The 18489-nt window shown below is 59.8% G+C and carries 14 protein-coding genes; 3 read left to right on the top strand and 11 right to left on the bottom strand.

Going from position 1 to position 18489, the window contains the following annotated elements; all coding sequences use genetic code 11:
- Positions 1 to 199: 199 nt before the first annotated feature.
- Positions 200 to 1789, top strand: a complete 1590-nt coding sequence (locus tag J5251_RS03865; protein ID WP_208575254.1) for a pentapeptide repeat-containing protein — start codon at positions 200 to 202, stop codon at positions 1787 to 1789.
- A 481-nt stretch (positions 1790 to 2270) separates the two neighbouring features.
- Here the strand turns inward: J5251_RS03865 and J5251_RS03860 are convergent, their stop codons facing one another.
- The 11 genes from J5251_RS03860 to J5251_RS03810 all read right to left on the bottom strand — a co-directional run bounded on the left by J5251_RS03860 (position 2271) and on the right by J5251_RS03810 (position 15171).
- A complete protein-coding gene (locus J5251_RS03860) occupies positions 2271 to 2690 on the bottom strand; it encodes a hypothetical protein (RefSeq protein WP_208575253.1) in 420 nt (139 codons plus the stop codon).
- Positions 2691 to 2809: 119 nt separating this feature from the next.
- The gene (locus J5251_RS03855) at positions 2810 to 3688 is read right to left on the bottom strand and encodes a polysaccharide deacetylase family protein (RefSeq protein ID WP_208575252.1); all 879 of its coding nucleotides are present in this window, start codon (positions 3686 to 3688) and stop codon (positions 2810 to 2812) included.
- Positions 3689 to 3712: 24 nt separating this feature from the next.
- Positions 3713 to 4681 carry an asparaginase gene (locus J5251_RS03850; RefSeq protein WP_208575251.1) on the bottom strand — a complete coding sequence of 323 codons (969 nt, stop codon included), beginning with the start codon at positions 4679 to 4681 and terminating at the stop codon, positions 3713 to 3715.
- Between the two features lie 242 nt (positions 4682 to 4923).
- The gene (locus J5251_RS03845) at positions 4924 to 6123 is read right to left on the bottom strand and encodes an MFS transporter (RefSeq protein ID WP_208575250.1); all 1200 of its coding nucleotides are present in this window, start codon (positions 6121 to 6123) and stop codon (positions 4924 to 4926) included.
- A gap of 180 nt (positions 6124 to 6303) precedes the next feature.
- A complete protein-coding gene (locus tag J5251_RS03840) occupies positions 6304 to 7545 on the bottom strand; it encodes a M20 family metallo-hydrolase (protein ID WP_208575249.1) in 1242 nt (413 codons plus the stop codon).
- A 28-nt stretch (positions 7546 to 7573) separates the two neighbouring features.
- Positions 7574 to 8338 (bottom strand): aspartate/glutamate racemase family protein, encoded by a 765-nt coding sequence (locus J5251_RS03835; protein WP_208575248.1) that lies wholly within the window; start codon positions 8336 to 8338, stop codon positions 7574 to 7576.
- Positions 8339 to 8435: 97 nt separating this feature from the next.
- Entirely contained in the window at positions 8436 to 9917 is a 1482-nt protein-coding gene (locus tag J5251_RS03830) for an NCS1 family nucleobase:cation symporter-1 (protein WP_208575247.1), read from the bottom strand.
- Between the two features lie 75 nt (positions 9918 to 9992).
- Entirely contained in the window at positions 9993 to 11366 is a 1374-nt protein-coding gene (hydA, locus tag J5251_RS03825; protein WP_208575246.1) for a dihydropyrimidinase, read from the bottom strand.
- Between the two features lie 34 nt (positions 11367 to 11400).
- Positions 11401 to 12348: an N-carbamoyl-D-amino-acid hydrolase gene (locus J5251_RS03820; RefSeq protein WP_208575245.1), complete on the bottom strand. Its 948-nt coding sequence runs from the start codon at positions 12346 to 12348 to the stop codon at positions 11401 to 11403.
- Between the two features lie 56 nt (positions 12349 to 12404).
- Entirely contained in the window at positions 12405 to 13661 is a 1257-nt protein-coding gene (locus J5251_RS03815) for a M20 family metallo-hydrolase (RefSeq protein ID WP_208575244.1), read from the bottom strand.
- 385 nt (positions 13662 to 14046) lie between these two features.
- On the bottom strand, positions 14047 to 15171 hold the full coding sequence (locus J5251_RS03810) for a substrate-binding domain-containing protein (protein WP_208575243.1): 1125 nt from the start codon (positions 15169 to 15171) through the stop codon (positions 14047 to 14049).
- A 1023-nt stretch (positions 15172 to 16194) separates the two neighbouring features.
- Between J5251_RS03810 and J5251_RS03805 the strand changes: the two genes are divergently transcribed.
- Together J5251_RS03805 and J5251_RS03800 are read left to right on the top strand one after the other, a co-directional pair.
- Complete coding sequence (locus J5251_RS03805; RefSeq protein ID WP_074700032.1) at positions 16195 to 16755, top strand: flavin reductase family protein; 561 nt, start codon at positions 16195 to 16197, stop codon at positions 16753 to 16755.
- A 145-nt stretch (positions 16756 to 16900) separates the two neighbouring features.
- Positions 16901 to 18418: a 4-hydroxyphenylacetate 3-hydroxylase N-terminal domain-containing protein gene (locus J5251_RS03800; RefSeq protein ID WP_208575242.1), complete on the top strand. Its 1518-nt coding sequence runs from the start codon at positions 16901 to 16903 to the stop codon at positions 18416 to 18418.
- Positions 18419 to 18489: the final 71 nt, after the last annotated feature.

Here is an 18489-nt window from a genome sequence, read left to right as displayed (position 1 = left end):
CTGAGAGTTGGGGACTTATAAGTCGGGCTGCTTCGGCCCGTGTCTAGGAATTGCTCGGGTTGACGTGTGGCCCTGTCCGCCTGCCGGGCCGGTGACACGAACGGAGTAGCCCGGCAAGGGCAGGCGCCTGTCCGTCCTGTCAAAAACGGTCCATTTCGATACGTCCGTGATTAAAGGGTTTTACTGCCAAGATGTAGCGATGGGAAATGGAGCAGCCAGAACATGGCTAAGTAAATTGCCGCTGTGGGCAGCGGTTGTCGCAGGCGCGGTACTCATCCTAGGAATCGCTGCTTTGGCACTCTTCGTGCTGACACAGTACGTTTCGGTCAATCAGAAGCAACCAAGCTCCTTTGACCTCATTCGTTTGGCGTTGACCGTGGCTGCTGGCTTTGGCGGACTGGTCGCACTCGTGGTCGCCTACCGACGCCAGAGGGATCTTGAAGACGGACGATTCATCGAGCGCTTCGGTGCTGCTGCCGCCCAGTTGGGAGATACCGACGTGGCAGTCAGAATCGCGGGTGTGTATGCCATGGCCGGAGCAGCTGACAGAACAACCGATAGGGAACAGCGTCAACAGTGCATCGACGTCTTGTGCGGCTATCTCCGGCTTCCACATTTCCCCGAAAGTGCAAACAACCACCAGACGCAGCGGGTTTATAGACAACGTTTCGGTCACGACTCGACCGGTCCGGAGGAAGAAACCACGTTCGAATACCGGCAAAACGATCGCGAGGTCCGTCAAACCATCGTCCGAGTGATCACGTCACATCTACAACCGGAAGCCAGGTCATCTTGGTCGAGCCACGAATTCGACTTCAGCGGGGCATATTTAGAAAATGCTGGCTTTAGACGAGCGATCTTCAACGGCGAAACCACCTCCTTCAAGGGGACGTCCTTCAGGGGGGAAACCACCTCGTTCGACAAAGCAACTTTCAGCGGAAAGAACACGCTATTCACCGGGGCAACCTTCAGCGGAGAGAACACGATATTCACCGGGGCGACCTTCAGCAGCGAAACCACTGGGTTCGGCCGGGCGACCTTCAGCGGCGAAACTATCTCGTTCGAGAAATCAACTTTCAGCGGAAAAAACACGATATTCACTGGGGCGACCTTCAGCAGCGAAACCACCTCGTTCACCGACGCTACCTTCAGCGGAAAAATCACCAAGTTCAACAACGCGAACTTCAGCAGTAGAGACACTCGATTCAGCGGGGTAGTCTTCAGCGGCGAAACCACTCGGTTCCACACGGTAACTTTCAGCGGAGAGTCAACCCACTTCAGAAAAGCTACCTTTCTCGGTGAAGAGGCTTCGTTCAGAGGGGCAACCTTCAGCGGCGACACCCGGTTCGGAGGGACTATCTTCAGCAATGAAACGACCCGGTTCACCGATGCAACCTTCAGCGGCAAGAACGCCTATTTCACTAGAGCGACCTTCAGCAGCGAAACCACCCTGTTCGACAAATCGACCTTCAGCAGCATAGACACCCGGTTCACCACAGCAACCTTCAGCGGAAAGAACACGATATTCACCGGGGCGACTTTCAGTGGCCAAGCCACCTCGTTCAAGGGGGCGACCTTCAGCGGCGAAACCGTTCTGTTCAAGGGTGCAACCTTCAGCAGCGAAATCACCTCGTTCGACTGGGTGAAGTTTGGGGTGGGTGAGATTTCCTTCGAGGCCCCCAGCCAGTGGGAGCCAGCACCCAAATTCGCTTGGGACAAAGAAGGAGCAACTGTGACCAAACCGGCAAATGTAAAGCCTGTTGCTTGGCCGCCCGTTCGCGGATCATAAAGGGTGCCTTGTGGCGAGTAACCAGCCTTCCCATTCGTAATGCGGATGTCGCAGAAAAGGATCGTTTATCAGGATGCGGCGGACCACTAGCCAGCTGACGGGCTCATCTTGAAATCGAAGATTTTGTCGGTCTCATCAACATGTCTTACATCTATTTTCTTGGAAACCACAGATCGGAACCTTTGATGGGATGACTATGACCGCGAGTTGGCCACATTTCCCAGGTAGCCGACCAGTGGATGCAGCTCCGGTGAAACCGACATGGCCAAACAGGTCTGCCAGGTGATGGCGTGTACGGCCACACTGTAGCCATGGAACACCGAACAGTAGGCGTTCGCGCAGCAGGAGGCATCGGGAAAAACTATTTGGTCCTAACGTCCGTCGCACGATTCGAAGAGCGGGACGAGGCGTCTGTGAAGTGCTCGCGTTCCCGGCGGGCGTGGTTGTCCTGCCGATGTCATGGGTTCCGGTACGTAAGCAGTTAGGCCGTCCTCGCGTTGTGTACGTGGACAAGCAGCGCGACCGCGAACTGCCGGGCATCCAATGTCTTCGCCGCCCGCTTGGCGGGTGTCTCCAGAATCTGTTTTAGTTCGGCATCATAGGGAGAGGCGAGCAGGGGCTCTGTGGTGGCGGGCTTTGTGCTTATCTCTGCGGCTTGGAGTTGTTCCCAGTCGACGTCCCCGGCCTCAACAATGCGCTCGGCTACTTCTTCAAGTTTCCGGGCGATGATCTGCTGGCCGGTGCGTTTTCGCAGCAGCCATTGGCCTCCGAACCTCGACAGGATGATGCGTTTGCCGGCGGCTTGTTGCAGCAGGACGGTTACCTCGGTGGTGAGGCCGTTCAGGTTCGCATAGGCGGTTAGGCGGGAGACGACGGTTCCGCCTGGGCACGCTCCGCACATGGGGTTTCCTCCTGATCCGCTAGCATAATGTCGCCGCAGCCCGGACTGCGAGCCGGGCCGGAGTGAAGCCCTAGCCGCGGTTGCAAGCGGCAGGGGCGGTCTCCGGCCCGCGCTAATTTTTAGCGGGGGTTGCGCTTGAGGAAGTCGCGTGCGATGTCTTCCATGAAGGTGAACTGGACGCCGTCGTGGCCCTGAATGTGGTCGAAGAGCCGCTCGAGCATGAGCAGGTTCTGTGGTCGTCCGCTGACGTCCGGGTGGATTGTGATGGGGAAGACGGCGTAGTCCATTTCGCGGTAGACCCAGTCGAACTGGTCTTTCCAAAGCTGTTCGATATCGCGCGGGCTGACGAAGCCGTGGCTGTTCGGGCTGCCCTTGATAAACATCATCGGAGGCAGATCATCCAGGTACCAGTTGGCAGGGATCTCGACGAGTTCTGTTTCCTGGCCGCGGATGAGCGGTTTCATCCATTCCTGCGCTGACTCGGCCTCGTAGTTGATTTTGGTCCAGTTGTCGCCGACGCGCACGTAGTAGGGCGTGAAATCGTTGTGCATCAGGGAGTGGTCATAGAGGAATCCGCGTTCGAGCAGGATCTCATTGGTTACCGGGGAGAATTCCCACCATGGCGCAACGTAACCGACCGGTTTCTTGCCCGTGCGGGAGACGAACAGGTCGATGCAGTGGTCCAAAACCTCCGTTTCCTGCTTGCGGGTCATCGCGATCGGGTTCTCATGACTGTATCCATGGACGCCGACTTCGTGGCCGGCAGCGACGGTGGCCTCAAACTGCTGGGGGAACGTCTCGATGGAATGTCCCGGCCAGAACCACGTGACGGGAATTTGCCGGTCGGTGGCGAGTTTCAGCAGGCGGGGAACACCGACTTCGCCGGCGAACAGGCCGCGGGAAATATCGCCCGGGGAATCCTCACCCCCGTAGGAGCCCAGCCAGCCGCCGACAGCGTCGACGTCGATACCGACCGATACGTAAATCTCCTTGGACACAGTTCCTCCTGTAGGGATGACGGGTTAGCAGTAGCGGGAAAAAACATGGGGAAAGTCGTTTATGGGCGTTCCGTGGGACAGCAGCAGGGCCGCCAGCATGCGGGACTGGAACGGGTTCAGGTCACCGGAGGGGACCGCGCCGGCTGCGACCAGGTCAGTGCCCCCGCCGTTGCCGTAGGTGGGTACCACCGGACCCCAGGGAGTGCGGGTGCTCAGCACGACGGGACAGCCGGCGCGCACGGCGGATCCGATGGCTTCGGCGAAGCCGGGTCCGGCGTTTCCGACCCCGGACCCGGCCAGGACGATGGCATGGGCCCCGGAGGCGACGGCAAAGTCGAACAGGTCCGTTGTTGCCCCGGGATAGACGGTAATGATCTCCACCCGGGTCGTATCAAACGCCGTGGTAGGCAGAGGCAGGGCCGGGCGCCTGACCGGCAGGCCGGTCACGACGAGCTCCTTCCCGACCATATGCGCTACCTCGCAACCGCCGGAAAAGGGGTTTGCCGCCGTGGTATGGGCCTTGCGTGCACCGCGCGCCGACCGGACGGAACCGCTGAAGGAGATCACCACCCCTGATCCACGCAGCTGACGGCACCCGGCCGCCAGCACGGCTTCTTCCAGATTGCGCGGCCCGTCCGGATTCAAGCTGTCGGCGGTATTCTGGGCCCCGGTCATCACCACGGCCTTGGGCGAACCGTGAACCAGTTCGAGCAGGAAGGCGGTCTCCTCCATCGTGTCCGTGCCATGGGTGATGACCACACCGTCAACCTGCTCATCGTCCGAGGCCTTGTGGACGAACTCGGCGATCGTGCGCAGATCACCCAGTCCCAGCCGGTAGCTGCCGGTCGTCAGGATGTCCTGGGAATCGACAGTGTGCTCGCCGGATAATCCCCGGAGCAGATCCTCGGCACTGTCGGAGGCAACAGCACCGGTGCCGCTGCCCTTCCTGGAAGCGATCGTGCCGCCAGTCCCAAAAATCCGAATGTGAGCCAAACGCCTGCAACTCCCTAACGTCCTTGTATGAAAAGTGGCCAACAACTGGACAAACGCAGCCTGCAATCGTTTGCGTAGCCTTCTTGGAAGATAGTATGGCGCACGCATGTGAGGCGCAACACCTTTTTGAAGAAGGCTGATACCGCTGGGAAGAATCACACCGGAAATAATTTCCGCTGTGTTTCCACAAAATAGGCGGTTGTTGCTGGAGATGACGCCGAGAGCCCGCAAGGACTTGGAGCTCAGCCGATTAGTCTATTCCGTGCTGACAGAACCGCGACGATGCATAGGACAAGCATGGATCCCGCCGTCGCCGCCAAAGGCAGTGTCCAGCCTCCACTGAGGTCGTGAAGGGCACCGAAGGCAACGGGACCGGCTGCGGCGATGGCATAACCGATGGATTGGGCCATGCCGGAAAGCGCCGCGGCCTGTGTATGGTGCACCGTGCGCAGGCTGAATAGCGACAAGGCGATAACGATGAGGCTGCCGCAGCCAAGCGCAGCCACGACGCACCAGAGCAAGGACACTTCAGGGGCCACCGCCAGCCCAACATACGCGCCGACCGCGAACACACTGGTGATCAGGGCAAGTGGCCGCTGGTCGGTGAATCGGTGCAGCAGTGCGCCGGCGCCAAGACTGGCCAGCGTCCCCGTGAAGAGGAACACCGAAATATGCATGCCGGAAGCAACCTGTGAAATACCATGGTCCTGTTCAATGCTGGGCAGCCAGGCCATGAGGATGAAGAAAGCCATGGACTGCAGGCCCATGAAGACGGTGACCTGCCAGCCCAACGCCGACTTCCAGGGTGAACGGTAGGTCGGGGCCGGGCCGTCGGCAGCCGGTCCTGCACTGGAGACGTGGCGGCGGATCCGGGGCAAAAGGACGGCCAGGGCAACCAACGCCAAGCCGGCCCAAATCCCCAGGGCCAGTCTCCAGCCCGAGTTTGTGGCGTGCGCGATTGGCACGACGAGTGCAGCGCCCCCAGCCGAGACGGCGCCCTGGGCGGCGGTATAGATTCCCGTCACCTGGCTGACCCGCGTGGGGACGTCCCGTTTGACCAGGGAAGGCAGCAGGACATTCAGGAACGCGATCGCAGCCCCCAGGAGAGCGGTTCCGACCCAAATGGCTCCTTCCACCGGGGCTGACCTGGCAAGAACGCCAGTCATGAGCAGCAACAGTGAGACCCACAGAGCACGGTCCAGACCCAGCCGAAGCGCCAATCCCGGGGCTAGGGGAGAGAAGACAGCAAAGGCGATAAGCGGCAGCCCGGTCAACAGTCCGGCGGTGCTGTTGGACCAGCCCTGGTCGTTGCTGATCTCCACCAGCAAAGGACCGACGCTGACAAAAGCTACACGCAGGTTCACCGCTATGACCATGATGCCCACGAACGCGAGCCCGAAGCGCACAGTACGTTCTGTCTTCACTCCGTCAACAACCGACATTTAGTCCTCATCCTCAAAGCGACGCAAACTCACCGTATAGCCTTGCCGGCCCCTTGGCATTCGGAAAAGCACCAACCACGCCAGTGTTGCATCCGCGCTACGGGATTCGTCCTGTATGACAAGTCTCATGTTTAATTGCCGGGGGCTTGTGCTCGACCCGGTCTGGGCCCGGCTATTCCCCTAACCGTCGGCGACGAGGGCTCCGTGAATCAGTTCCCAGGAGAGTTCCGTCAGCAAATCGACTCCTGCTGTCATATCTTCATCGGTGGTGAATTCACGTTCGCAGTGCGAGACTCCGTCGACTGACGGGATGAAAACCATTACTGACGGCACGATGCGGTTCAGGGCGACCGAATCGTGGCCGGCCATGGTTTGCATGCGGCGAACGCCCAGGCCCAGGTTCGCCGCCAGTTTTTCGGTGAGCTCGACACCGGATTCCGGGTAGTACTGGTTCTCGCGGATATCGAAGTCGCGTACGTTGATCTCTACTTGGTGTTCGTCCGAGAGGTTGCTGAGCTGCTTGAGCAGGGACGACCGTGCGGCTTTTACTATTTCCGGTGAATTGGAGCGAAGGTCAGCTACCAGCTGCACTCTCCTCGGGACAACTATCGGGGAGTTGGGTTCCAGGGTCATCCTGCCAACCGAGGAGACTATGGCCTCGGGCTCAAAATCGTCCACCACGTCGTGCACCATCAGTATGACCTTGGACGCGGTGACGAGCGCGTCGCGTCGATCGGCCATCGCTGTAGCACCGGTGTGTGACTGTTCACCGAGGATTTCGATATCGAGTTTCTGGGTATACCAGGAAGAATCAACTGCCCCGATTTGCAGTCCTTCCCGCTCCAGGATGCGGCCCTGTTCGATGTGGATTTCGGCGTAGCTTGCTGCTTCCGGCGGGGTGTCGCTGCCCAGATAGCCGATGCTGCCGAGGGCTTCTGCGACGGTCGTTCCCTCGAGGTCCCGTACCTGCAGCATTTCCCCGCGGTCCATGATTCCGGCGTAGACGCTGCTTCCCATGATGGAAGGGGCGAACCGGCCGCCTTCTTCGTTGAACCAGTTAACGACGGCCAGGTTGAACATCGGCAGTTCCCCGCAGTTGTCTAGGCGTTTTACCAGCTGTTCTGCTGCGTGCAACGCCGCGAGGACGCCGTAGGCTCCGTCGAAGCGGCCGCCGAGCGGCTGGCTGTCGAGGTGGGAGCCGACGACGACGTATTTGGCGTCCTTGCGCCATGTTATGAGCGCGAATTGATTGCCGATGGCATCTACTCGGGTTTCCCACCCCCGCTCGGTGGCGAACGTACGAAACCAGTCCCTGGTGCGGCGGTCCTCAGGCGTGGCTGCCTGCCGGTCTACTCCATGATTGGGGGTGGCGCCGATGCTGGCGACATGGTGAAAATCTTTGAGGAAATTTTCGGCGTTCACGTTGATTATCTCCTGTGATGGACCGTATCTAGGCGTTAACTTTTAGTTCCGTGGCGGGCACGTAGATCTGCTCGAGCAGTGGGTCAAGACCTGGCGATTTTTTGGCGGGAGGCCGGTCGTAGCTGTTGATTTTGCTGGTCGTGATCCCGTATTTGACGCATGATTCGGCGAGGGGCACAGCGCATGCCACCCCGTCAAGAACAGGAACTCCCAGCTCCTCCTGCAACCGTTTGTCGAGTGGGCCCATGCCGGCGCAGCCCAGGGCGATGGCTTCGGCTCCGTCTTCGCTGATGGCCTTTAACGCCTCAGCAGCGATGAGTGTTGCGGCCCGTTCGTGGTCGGCATCGATGTCCAGTACACCCAGATCCACGCCGCGGACTGAAGCGCATCGCGAGGACAGTCCTGCGGCGTCGATGACGTTTTCGACGTGGCGGACGCCGCGGCGAAGCACGGTCACGACGGAAAATTTCGGGGCGACCAGGCTGGCCATGTGTGCGGAGGCTTCTGCGATGCCGATAACAGGAACGTCGAGGACTTCCCGGAGCGCCTCGAGTGCCGGGTCGTAGTAGCAGGCTATGACCAGGGCGTCATAGGGTTCCGGATGTGTCGTTGCGGCTTCTATGAGCCTGTAGCCGGCGACGATGTCCTCCGCGTGGCTTTCAATGGAGGCAGGAGCCATCTCCGGGGAGATGGTTGAGATTATTGTGTCTGGACCGGCCATGCTCTTGGCCATGCGGTCGATGTTCTGCGTCATGGCGTGGTTCGAGTTGGGGTTGATGACAAGAATTCGCATCGTGGGTATCCTTCGCCTGATGAGGCCGGTTCGGGCGGCAGGTGTCGAGTTGGACCGTCCTCGACACCTGCCCGCTTGACGTAGGGAACTGAGGTTTTTAGTCGAGCGTTTGTACAGCTTCAGCCGAAATGCTTTCGCTGGAGCGGGAGTAGTCCGGACCGGACTTCACAATGTCTTTGCGGGAGATGAAGTAGTACAAACCGGCACCGACCAGGACACCTACCGGCCAGGCCAGGGGCGCCCAGCTTGCGAAAGCCGGAATAACTGACATGACGATCGTGAACAGGCCTGCCACGGCCAGGGCCCCTACAGCTTTGGGGTTGTAGCCCTTCTTGTAGTAGTAAAGCCCTGACGGTTCGGCATTGAAAAGTTCATCGGTTTGGATCCGGCACTTTTTGACCAGGTAGTAATCGGTCATGATCACACCGAAGAGCGGTCCCATCAAAGCGCCCACTCCACCAACGAACTGGTTGACGATGACCGGGTTCGCGAACAGGTTCCACGGGGTTATAACGACGGCCAGCACAGCGACGAGCACGCCGGCGCTGCGGAACGTGAACACCTTGGGCCACACGTTGATGAGGTCGTAAACGGGGGAGACGAAGTTCAAAATGATGTTGATGCCCGCGGTCGCCAGGCCTACGGCGATGATCGCGATGAGAAGCAGCGTGATGCTGTCGATGTCTGCCAGCAGCGCGATGGGGTCGTGGATCGCCTCTCCGTAGACTTTCACGGATGCAAGCGCAATGACGACTGAGATGATGCCGAAGGCGATGGCGTTGATCAGGAGGCCGAGCGCGTTTCCCTTCCTCACGGATGCTTCAGAGGGGGCGTTGCGGGTGAAGTCGGCGAAGTTCAGCGACGGGCCGGCGAAGTATGCCACGATGATGAAGATGGCCGAGGCGAAGCTGATGGTTTGTGCGCCGGCGCTTCCCAGCTGCGCCATGGAGTAAGTGAAGTCGATGCTCCAATCGGCCCGGGAAAGCACCCAGATCGCCAGGGCGAGCATTGCGACCCAGATGGTGGGCCCGGCGAAGTCGGAGAGCCGGCGTACTGCTTCCATACCGCCCAGGAGCACGAGGAGCTGGATGAGTGAGAGCCCCAGGAAGCAAATCCAGCCCAGTGCTGACAGGCCTAGGAAGCTGACTTCCTCGAGGCCGGCCGCTCCTGGCACTATCTTGATGGCCAGGAGCATGACGACTGCCGACGCAAGGTAGGTCTGGATTCCGTACCAGGCGATGGCGACCACGGCCCTGAGCAGTGCCGGGATGTTTGCCCCGTAGACTCCGAAGGAGGCACGGGCGAAAACGGGGAACGGCACCTTGACGCGCTGGCCCGCGACGCCGCTGAGGTTGTTGACGAAGTACAGGATGACGATGCCGATGGAGAAGGCCAGGATAACCTGCCAGCCCATCAGCCCCAGGGCGAAGAGCCCGATGGCTACGGTGTAGCCGCCCAGGCTGTGCCAGGCGGACATCCACCAGTTGAACAGGTTGACGGTTTTCCATGTCCCGGAGGCGGATTCGGGGGACAGTTCTTTGTTATAGAGCGGAGAGGCTTTTTGCTGTGAAACAGACATTTAGCGTTCCTTTAGTGAGCGGTCTCCATTGACCGGTAAATAGTTGTTGAGGTTGCGATACCTGCAGCGCAGTATCTATCGCTTGATGAATTCGCCGCGTCCGCTTGCACCGACATAGTCGCCTTTGACGCTGATCAAGTCGCCGCGCGAGAAGACCTGGTCGATGGAGCAACGGATTTTGAAGCCTTCGAACAGGGTGTAGTCCATGTTCTGCTTTTGGGTGTCGGCGCTGATGAGGGTTGTTCCGTTGGGGTCGACCACGATAATGTCTGCATCGGAGCCCGGCGCTATTGTTCCCTTTTTGGGGTACATGTCGAATTGCTTGGCCGGGTTCTCGGCGGTCACCTCGACGAATTTCTCGATCGTCATTTTTCCTTCCGCGACACCGGTCTCGTACATTACGAGCATCCGGTGCTCCACGCCGGGTCCGCCGTTGGGGATCTGCCGGAAGTCGTCCGCCCCCATCCGCTGCTTTTCCTCAAAGCAGAACGGGCAGTGGTCCGAACTGACGACGCTGAGCGCACCGGTGTTGATGCCTCTCCACAACGCGTCCTGGTGTTCCTGGGTACGCAGCGGTGGCGTGAGGACGGCTTTGGCCGGCTCGAAGCCGGGCTGGTCGTAGATGTCCCGGCTCAGCGACAGGTAGTGCGTGCAGGTTTCGGCGCTGATGGGCCATCCTGTCATCTGCGCGGCTGCTACTTCCTCGACGGCCCCCTGGGTGGAAAGATGCACGAAATACAGCGGTACCTCGGCCATCCGGGAGATCTTGATGGCCCGGCTGACTGCTTCGACTTCCGATGCCGGCGGGCGTGCGATCTCGTGGGTCCCGGGGCCGGTTTTTCCCTGGGCGTAGAGGTCGGCGGCGATCCTGTCGATGACGTCGCCGTTCTCCGCGTGGACGCACAGTTTGGCACCGCTGGAGCCGACTCCCTTCAGGATGTCGAACAGTTCGCCGTCGTTGATCATCAGGCTGCCGCGGTAGGCCATGAAGACTTTGAAACTGGAGATCCCGTCCTGGGTCAGTTCTGCCATATGTGAATCGAAATTCTCATAAAGGTCCGTGACGCACATATGGAAGCCGTAATCGATGACGGATTTGCCCTGGGCTTTTTTGTGGTGCGCGTCGGCGGATTCCAGCAGGTTCTTGCCGGCGAGCTGTTGTCCGAAGTCGACGATGGTCGTGGTTCCGCCGGTGGCGGCTGCAATTGTTCCGCTGACAAAGTCATCGGCGGTGGTGGTCCCCATCAGGGGGGAGTCGATGTGGGTGTGGACGTCGATGCCGCCGGGCATGACGTATTTTCCGTCGCAGTCGACGCGTTCGACAGTGTCCGGTGTCGCGGCGTCCAGCATGCCGACGGCGGCGACTTTGCCGTTTTCGATGAGCACGTCGGCACGGATTTTCCCGGTCGAGGAAACAATGGTGCCGCCAACAAGGAGTTTCGCATCCATTTTTGGTTACCGTCTTTCTTGTTTGATTGGTCTCTTAGTCATTCACGTTGAATGGGACGGGCAGCGGGGCGCCCCGCCCTTTTCTTTCGGCGATGATGCCGTACGCGTCGGGGCGCCGGTGGGCGGCGAAGTCGAAGACGCTTTCCTTATAGGGCCTGCCCATGTCGATGTCTGCTTTCACGACGACGACTTCATCGCCCTCGCCGGCCGCTTTGGCCAGGATTTCGCCGCTGGGCGCGACGACCGCTGATCCACCGATCATGTGGTGCCCGTCCTCGAAGCCCGATTTGCCGGCGGCGGCGACAAATACCGAGTTCTGGTATGCGCCCGCCTGAAGTGAGAGAAGGTGTGTGAACATCTTTGCGTGCGGCTCTTCCTGCCAGCCGGGAACGAAATCGGGGGTGTTGTAGCCTAGGACGACGAGTTCTGCTCCCTGCAGGGAAAGCGAGCGGTAGACCTCGGGCCAGCGTCGGTCGTTGCAGAGGCACATGCCGACCTGGACGCCATGGAAGTCGAAGACACCGAATCCGAGGTCTCCTTCGAGGAAGTATTTCTTTTCGAGATGCTGGTTGGGAAGTCCTTCCCGGTTGTCGGCATGGCCCGGCAGATGCATCTTGCGGTACTTGCCGACGATGTCGCCGTGCTTGTTCACCAGGATCGATGTGTTGTACCGCTTCTGATCACTGGTCAGTTCCGCGTACCCGAGGTAGAAACCCACGCCAAGGTCTTTGGCACGTTCGAAGAGGGGCCGGACATCGTCATTGGGCATGGATTTTTCGAAGTATTCATCGAAGTGCCCTTCTTCGAACCAGGTCCGCGGGAAAAACGTAGTCAGCGTGAGTTCGGGAAAGACCACGAGTTCCGCGCCCTGGGACGCTGCTTCTTCCAGCAGGGCAATCAGGCGTGCGACGACTTCGGGTTTTGATTCCGAACTATCGATACCGCCGACTTGAGCAACCGCGAGCATCAAGTTTTTCGCCAATTTGTTTTCCTTCTTTCCGTTTTTCCTAGATCTGTTTCCCTTTGAAAAGCGCCGGTTCAAGGCCGTGATTCATCGACCAGACGGACGCTTTTTTCGAGTACCGCAATGCCGTTGAGTATGTCTTTTTTGGGCGTGAACTCTTCCGGGCAGTGGCTTCGGCCGTCGATCGATGGGATGAAGATCATGCCCATGGGGGCTATCCCCGTCATATGTACCGAGTCGTGGGTGGCCCCGCTCGGAACCGCGGTCCAGGTCAGTCCCAGACTGGTTGATGCAGCGGCAATGGTTTCCTGGAGCGTGGCATCGGTGTGCGTGATTTCGTTATCGAGAAACCATTCGACGTCCAGCTCGCAGCCGAACTCTGCCGCGCGCATGGACAGCCGCAGCGCGAGGTCTTTCTCGATGGCTCCGAACCAGGCGGAATCTGTTGAGCGTAGTTCCGCCCGAAGTTCCGATCGGCCGGGTACAACGTTCTGCGCCAGCTGCAGGGAGTCGATATGCGTTGTGGTTGCCACTGCATATTCCGGACTTCCACAGGCGAACTCATGAAGCGCCAGAGCGGAAGAAGCAGCGGCAAGCAGCGCGTCTTTTCTGGTCTTCATCCGGGCACCGCCCGCATGGTCGTATTGGCCCATGTAGCGACCTACCAGTCGCTTGATTCCGGCGATGGCCGAGACGACGCCGATATTGCACCCCGTCTGATCCAAGGTTGAACTTTGTTCAATGTGCAGTTCGAGGTAGGCATGCCAGCTGCCCTGCGCCGGATGCTTGCCGCTGACGGCACGTGAGGGGTCCAGGCCGAAGGACTGCATCGCATCGCCCAGGCGCTTGCCTTCCGGGCTCACACGCTCCAGATCCGTCACCGTCAGACTGCCCGCAAGCGCCCTGCTGCCGAGGCAGGTAAGCCCGAACGGGTTAGCCTCTTCGCCGAAGAAGTCAATGACCATCAGCGGCCGGTTCAGGACACTTCCGGATTCCTTGATCCGCTGCGCAACCTCGAGTGCGCCCAGGACGCCAACGATTCCATCGAACCGGCCGCCGCGCTCGACAGTGTCCGTATGTGAGCCGATCACGATGGGCTTGGCGTCACTGTAGCGTCCGGGCAATATCCCGACGATGTTTCCAAAGTCATCGACACGCACATCCTCGAGTCCCGCGAGTATGAATTCCTCGGTCATCCAGGAACGTTCCGCCCGATAAGAAGGGCTAAAGACAGTCCTCGTCCAACCGTCAAATGCGGGATCGACAAAAGCTTCAATACCTGCAAACAGCCGATCGATCCGGCCCGTAGAAATGCCGTCAAGTGTTTCCATAGAGAGTGCCTTTGAGAGAGCGAATACCGGCATCAGGCCCCGGAGCGGAAGTGATCCCCATCACTTTTGATGCCTCTGGGCAACAACTTTAGCGAGGGCAAGAGGACATTGCAATCGATTGCAGAAATTTTTTTGAGATTGCTTAGCGGGCCCCGCGACCTGAAGGATATGCAGTCGTGCTGAGGATCCCGCCTGGAACGGGATGCCCGGCAAGGACATGGCTTGATGGCGGGGAGGCAGAAAGAGCGGCCAAGTCGCGACCGCGAACTAACGGTGTTCCAGCCCAGGCGGGAACAGACGGGGTCACACGGAGCAGGCCAACATCTTCACGGCCATGATGAGAGCAAACGCTTGGAGCAGGACGGCGGAAGCTGTTCGGAAAAGATCAGGCGTTCACCGGAGCGAATGCAAGTGTTGATTCCCTGGCGAGCAGCTGCGGCGTGAGTTTCAAGGAGCGTGGCGTGCGGCCTTCGATGGCCTCGACCAGGGTGTCGAGGCTTCTGGCTCCCACCTCATGCAGAGGGGAAGCAATGGTGGTCAGAGGCACCGGCAGATGCTTGGAAATTTCTATGTCGTTGTAGCCGACCAGGGCGACGTCGCGCCCTATCGTTATCCCTGCCTCCCGGAGCCTGAACATGATGCCGGCGGCAGTCAGGTCGTTGCTGGCAAAGATGGCTGTGGGAAGTTTAGGCCAGTCAAGCAGCGTTTCGGCGGCGCGCTGGCCGGAGGCAATATCGAATCCCGCAGGGACTATCCGTGAATCGTCAATCCTTGTGCCCAATTCCAGCATGCGGCGCCGAAAGCCTTCGACTCTGTCCCTGCCCGTGCTCACTGAACTATCAGGCGAAATGATCGCTATCTCCGTATGTCCCGCTGCCGCCAGATGCTCAGCAGCCAACCGTCCACCCAGCAGATCGTCGACCGCGACTGAAACCTCGTTGTCGTTCTTCCTCAGGCACATCACATACGGTATGTGCCGCTTCCGCAAAGTCGCCGGGAGGAGATCGCCCTCAAAGGTGTCTTGGATGATGATTCCTTCGACACGGCTGCGGATAAGGCTGTTGGCGCGGCTGGGAGAGCGATCATCAAGATTGGCCGACATGCTCAACATGGTCGAGTAGCCTCTGCGCAAGGCCTGCTTGTCGATGCCTTCATAGGTGGTGGCGTGAACCGGATCGGTCAGGCTCGGGACCGTGACGCCGATGAGCCGGCTGCGGCGGGTCCGTAACCGTGAAGCTGTGGCATCCGGCTGAAAATCGAGTTGGTCGGCCAGCTCCCTGATTATCAGGGTGGTCTTGTTGGTCGTATGTTGCCGCGGTTCCTGCAACGCCCGCGAAACCGTCGAGATGTGCACTCCGACCCGCTTGGCAAGGGTTGCCATAGTAACGGGTGAAGTATCCCGCGTATCTTCCATGGGACTCTCCCCGTCATCGGTGATTTCCCGTATCAGTTTACCGCTATCGCTTTGCGCGCGATTAGGGCTAGACGGCGCTTCAGAGTGCTCAATCATGACCAGTCCCTGTTGAATCAAATTTTGTGGGGTATCTTCCCCCTGAGACATGAGGGGTCTAACGAGCATAGAACCGGATGATACTCATGGTGGTACTCGTGAGAACCGCCGCTATGCGTGTCGCTGTGCAGAGAAGAGCGACAGACAGCGGCAAGCCGCCAAGCGAAGACATCGAAAGAACGGCCCGATTCTTACTGCTTGTGCAGCACCATGTTCTTCGAAGAAGAATATGTGTCTCATCTACAACGTGTCCCCTGGAAGAAAATTCTTACGATTTTCGTTCCTCCGTTCCTCGGGACAAATCGTGGTCCTTTTCAGCGCGCCGATACTTCCTCTGCTGAAATCGTGTGGCAATCAAGGGTCGCGGTAAAGGACCGGCTTGTGCGACTGCGGGGACGCTTGGAGTGAGCCGGAGTTTCAATAAGGGGTTTCTTAGGCCGGTGGTAACCGGCGGAACGGAACGGACGCGCGGGGAGTCCTGGTAGGGGATATTGCCGGCGTTGCCCTGAGGGAGGCATCCGTCTCAGTGGGTGCGGGGCGTGGAGCATTCCATAGGGTTCTAGCATCCTGGCGGACGGACGCTTTGCCTTCGGCGAGCAGCTAGCCCATATGGAGATGCTGTCCTCCGTTGCTTACCCCGTGACCGTCGAGCTTGCCGGATGGATGGAGATTACCCGGAACGCTCCAAGGCCTTCGTGACCGACGAACCTTTGGCTTGTCAGCACGACGCAATGGACGGGTTCTTCGTCAAGACGCGTGCCTCACTAGCTCGATGTGCGGAATTTCTAAATTTTTTAAATTTCTAGTGCAAACTCTGCAGCACATGTGTAAGGTAGTCGCATAAGCAATGAAGTGATGAAGGTCACCTTGGGGGAGGCGCCGCGATAGTTCCCGCGGCTCGCAACTAATGGCCTTCCGCTATCGCGGTGCACACCTCGCAGTCTGGGCGGGTGTGCCTAAGTCTTCGACGGCAAGTAGTTCAAGGGCGTGCGACGCCGCTGCAACATGAAAAAGGAGAACCTCATGATTACTGCACCCTCTCGTTTGGAGACTCTGGTGCCTCCTGCGCAACTGCGCGATTCCATCGACGTCGACACCTTCAAGTCCGCGTTCCGCATGCATCCGGCCGGAGTCTCCGTTATTGCGGCAGACGCCGGCAACGGCCCAGCCGCGATGACGATCAGTTCGCTCACCTCGGTCAGCACCGAACCGCCACTGGTGACTTTCTCGCTATCAGCGCTCTCGTGGAGCACCCCGGTCTTCCTGGAAGCGGACACCGTAGTCGTTCACCTGCTTGGTTCCGAGCACCTGCGGCTAGCGCAGCTGGGTGCCACCGGTCGTGTCGACCGGTTTGCGGATAAGTCGGCCTGGACGCGTCTGCCAACGGGGGAGCCCGTCTTTAAAGAGACGTACGCGTGGCTGCGCGGGCACATCGTGAACCGCCTGGAAGCAGGAAACTCGGTAATCTGCGTTGCGCACATCGTGCAGGCCTCGGTTCCTGACGCGGCCGCGGCGGAGACGTCCGTCCCGCTTGTTTACCACGGGCGCACCTGGCATCAGCTGGGTACGCATTCCGCTATCTGATTTGTTTGCGTGCGCTCCGGGCCGCATAGCTGCAGCGCCGTGAGCCCTGCCAGACCCGGTACAGGGGGCCCGGTGATGCGCGGGACACCGGCCGTTGCCACCGGAGTTTAGACCATCTCTACCCGTTCCATCCTCACCACGACCCATGAAGGAAATCATGAGCATAGAAAACGTACAAGCGTTCGCGTCCGTCAACGCCATGCGCAACGTCCAGGAAATCCTCAATCAAGGCACCGAACCACATCTGCTCTCCGGTGCCCAGTACCTGGAGTCACTTCGCGACGGCCGTCGGGTAATTGACAGCCAGGGCAAGGAAATTCCGGACGTCACCGAACATCCGACGACCGGGCCTTCAGCCCACACGTTCGCAAGCGTCATGGATATGCAGTTCGACGAAAAATACCGCAACACCCTGACTTACCTGGACGACGCAGGTGACCGCCGAGCCCGCGGGTGGCACATCCCGCGCAACAAGGAGGACCTTTTCCTCAAGCGGGAGCAGATTGGCGCGACCGGTGAGCGTACTCTCGGCATGTTCGGGCGTCCCCCGGAGTACGGCCCGGCGATGTCGCTCGGCTTCCTTGCGATCATCGACCGGATCGAGAAGGAAAACCCCGTCTTTGCAGAGAACATCCGCCGTTTTGTGGACCAATCCAGCAGGCTGAATCTGCTGAGCACCGACCTCATCGCCGACCCGCAATCCGACCGCCGCGTGCCGCGAAACGAACGTCCCGGCACCCTGCGCGTCGTCGGCGAGACCGACGAGGGCATTATGCTCCGGGGAAGCAAAATCGCAGGGAGTTCCGGCTCCATCTCGCACTTCTTCACACTGTCGACGACCCTCGGCGAAGGCCTGGGTCCGGACGCTGCCATCTGGGCAGCGATCCCGGTCAACCTGCCGGGAGTAACACTCGTGACCCGTGAGCCCGCCCTGCACAAAAAGCAAAACCCCGTTGACAATCCCATCGGGGTGCTCGGCGAGGAGGTCGACCAGATCATCCTCTTCGACGACGCGGTGCTTCCAAAGGACCTCGTGTTCAGCCTGGGCAATACGGAGCTGCTCACGGCATACTTCGACAGCTGCGTGTTCGTGTTCTGGCACATCCTCACCCGCCTCGCCTATCGTGCCGAACTCTTCGCCGGCACCGCCCAGGTGATCGCCGAGACCCTGGGCACCGACAAGATCCCGGGCGTGCGCCGGACGATCGCGGACATCACAACCTACGCCCAGGTCCTCAAAGGCTTCTCGATCTCAGCGATCGCGGAAAGCGAGAACTGGAACGGGGTGGAGGTCCCCAATCCGGGCCTGGTTTCCGCCGGCCGCTACTACTCGATTTCCGAGTACGACAACGTCATCTCGAAGCTGAAAGACCTCTGCGGCCAGGGGCTCATCTCCCGGTGGCCGACCGAGATCTGGGAGCACCCGGAGTTCGGCCCGAAGCTGAAATCGTTCCTTCCCGGGCACGACATCGACGCGTTCGGAAAGAACCAGCTCTTCAACTTCGCCTGGGACCTCACCGCCAGTGCGAACGCCGGCCGCCTCGGTCTGTTCGAGAAGGTCAACGCGACTCCTCCGGCGTTTGTCGCCGAGATCGTGTACCAGCACGTCGGCCGCGATAAGAGCGCACAGTTCGTCCGCGACTTTCTCGCCCGCAGCCGGTAGCAGGGGTGAGCGGGGCCGCGGCCGCTGACCGCGGCCCCGCTCACCCCCCCCAATCCCCGAAACGACCAACC

Origin of the sequence: Arthrobacter crystallopoietes (assembly GCF_017603825.1) — a bacterium.
GTDB classification, from domain to species: domain Bacteria; phylum Actinomycetota; class Actinomycetes; order Actinomycetales; family Micrococcaceae; genus Crystallibacter; species Crystallibacter crystallopoietes_B.
The sequence above is the reverse complement of the archived record's forward strand: the minus strand, read 5'-3'. Positions and strand labels throughout refer to the sequence as shown.

What these genes read in the sequence shown, in the direction of transcription:
- J5251_RS03815 (WP_208575244.1), bottom strand. Translation starts at nt 13,661, where the DNA reads ATGGAAACACTTGACGGCATTTCTACGGGCCGGATCGATCGGCTGTTT.
- hydA (WP_208575246.1), bottom strand. Translation starts at nt 11,366, where the DNA reads ATGGATGCGAAACTCCTTGTTGGCGGCACCATTGTTTCCTCGACCGGG.
- J5251_RS03835 (WP_208575248.1), bottom strand. Translation starts at nt 8,338, where the DNA reads ATGCGAATTCTTGTCATCAACCCCAACTCGAACCACGCCATGACGCAG.
- J5251_RS03805 (WP_074700032.1), top strand. Translation starts at nt 16,195, where the DNA reads ATGATTACTGCACCCTCTCGTTTGGAGACTCTGGTGCCTCCTGCGCAA.
- J5251_RS03845 (WP_208575250.1), bottom strand. Translation starts at nt 6,123, where the DNA reads ATGTCGGTTGTTGACGGAGTGAAGACAGAACGTACTGTGCGCTTCGGG.
- J5251_RS03810 (WP_208575243.1), bottom strand. Translation starts at nt 15,171, where the DNA reads ATGATTGAGCACTCTGAAGCGCCGTCTAGCCCTAATCGCGCGCAAAGC.
- J5251_RS03865 (WP_208575254.1), top strand. Translation starts at nt 200, where the DNA reads ATGGGAAATGGAGCAGCCAGAACATGGCTAAGTAAATTGCCGCTGTGG.
- J5251_RS03860 (WP_208575253.1), bottom strand. Translation starts at nt 2,690, where the DNA reads ATGTGCGGAGCGTGCCCAGGCGGAACCGTCGTCTCCCGCCTAACCGCC.
- J5251_RS03830 (WP_208575247.1), bottom strand. Translation starts at nt 9,917, where the DNA reads ATGTCTGTTTCACAGCAAAAAGCCTCTCCGCTCTATAACAAAGAACTG.
- J5251_RS03800 (WP_208575242.1), top strand. Translation starts at nt 16,901, where the DNA reads ATGAAGGAAATCATGAGCATAGAAAACGTACAAGCGTTCGCGTCCGTC.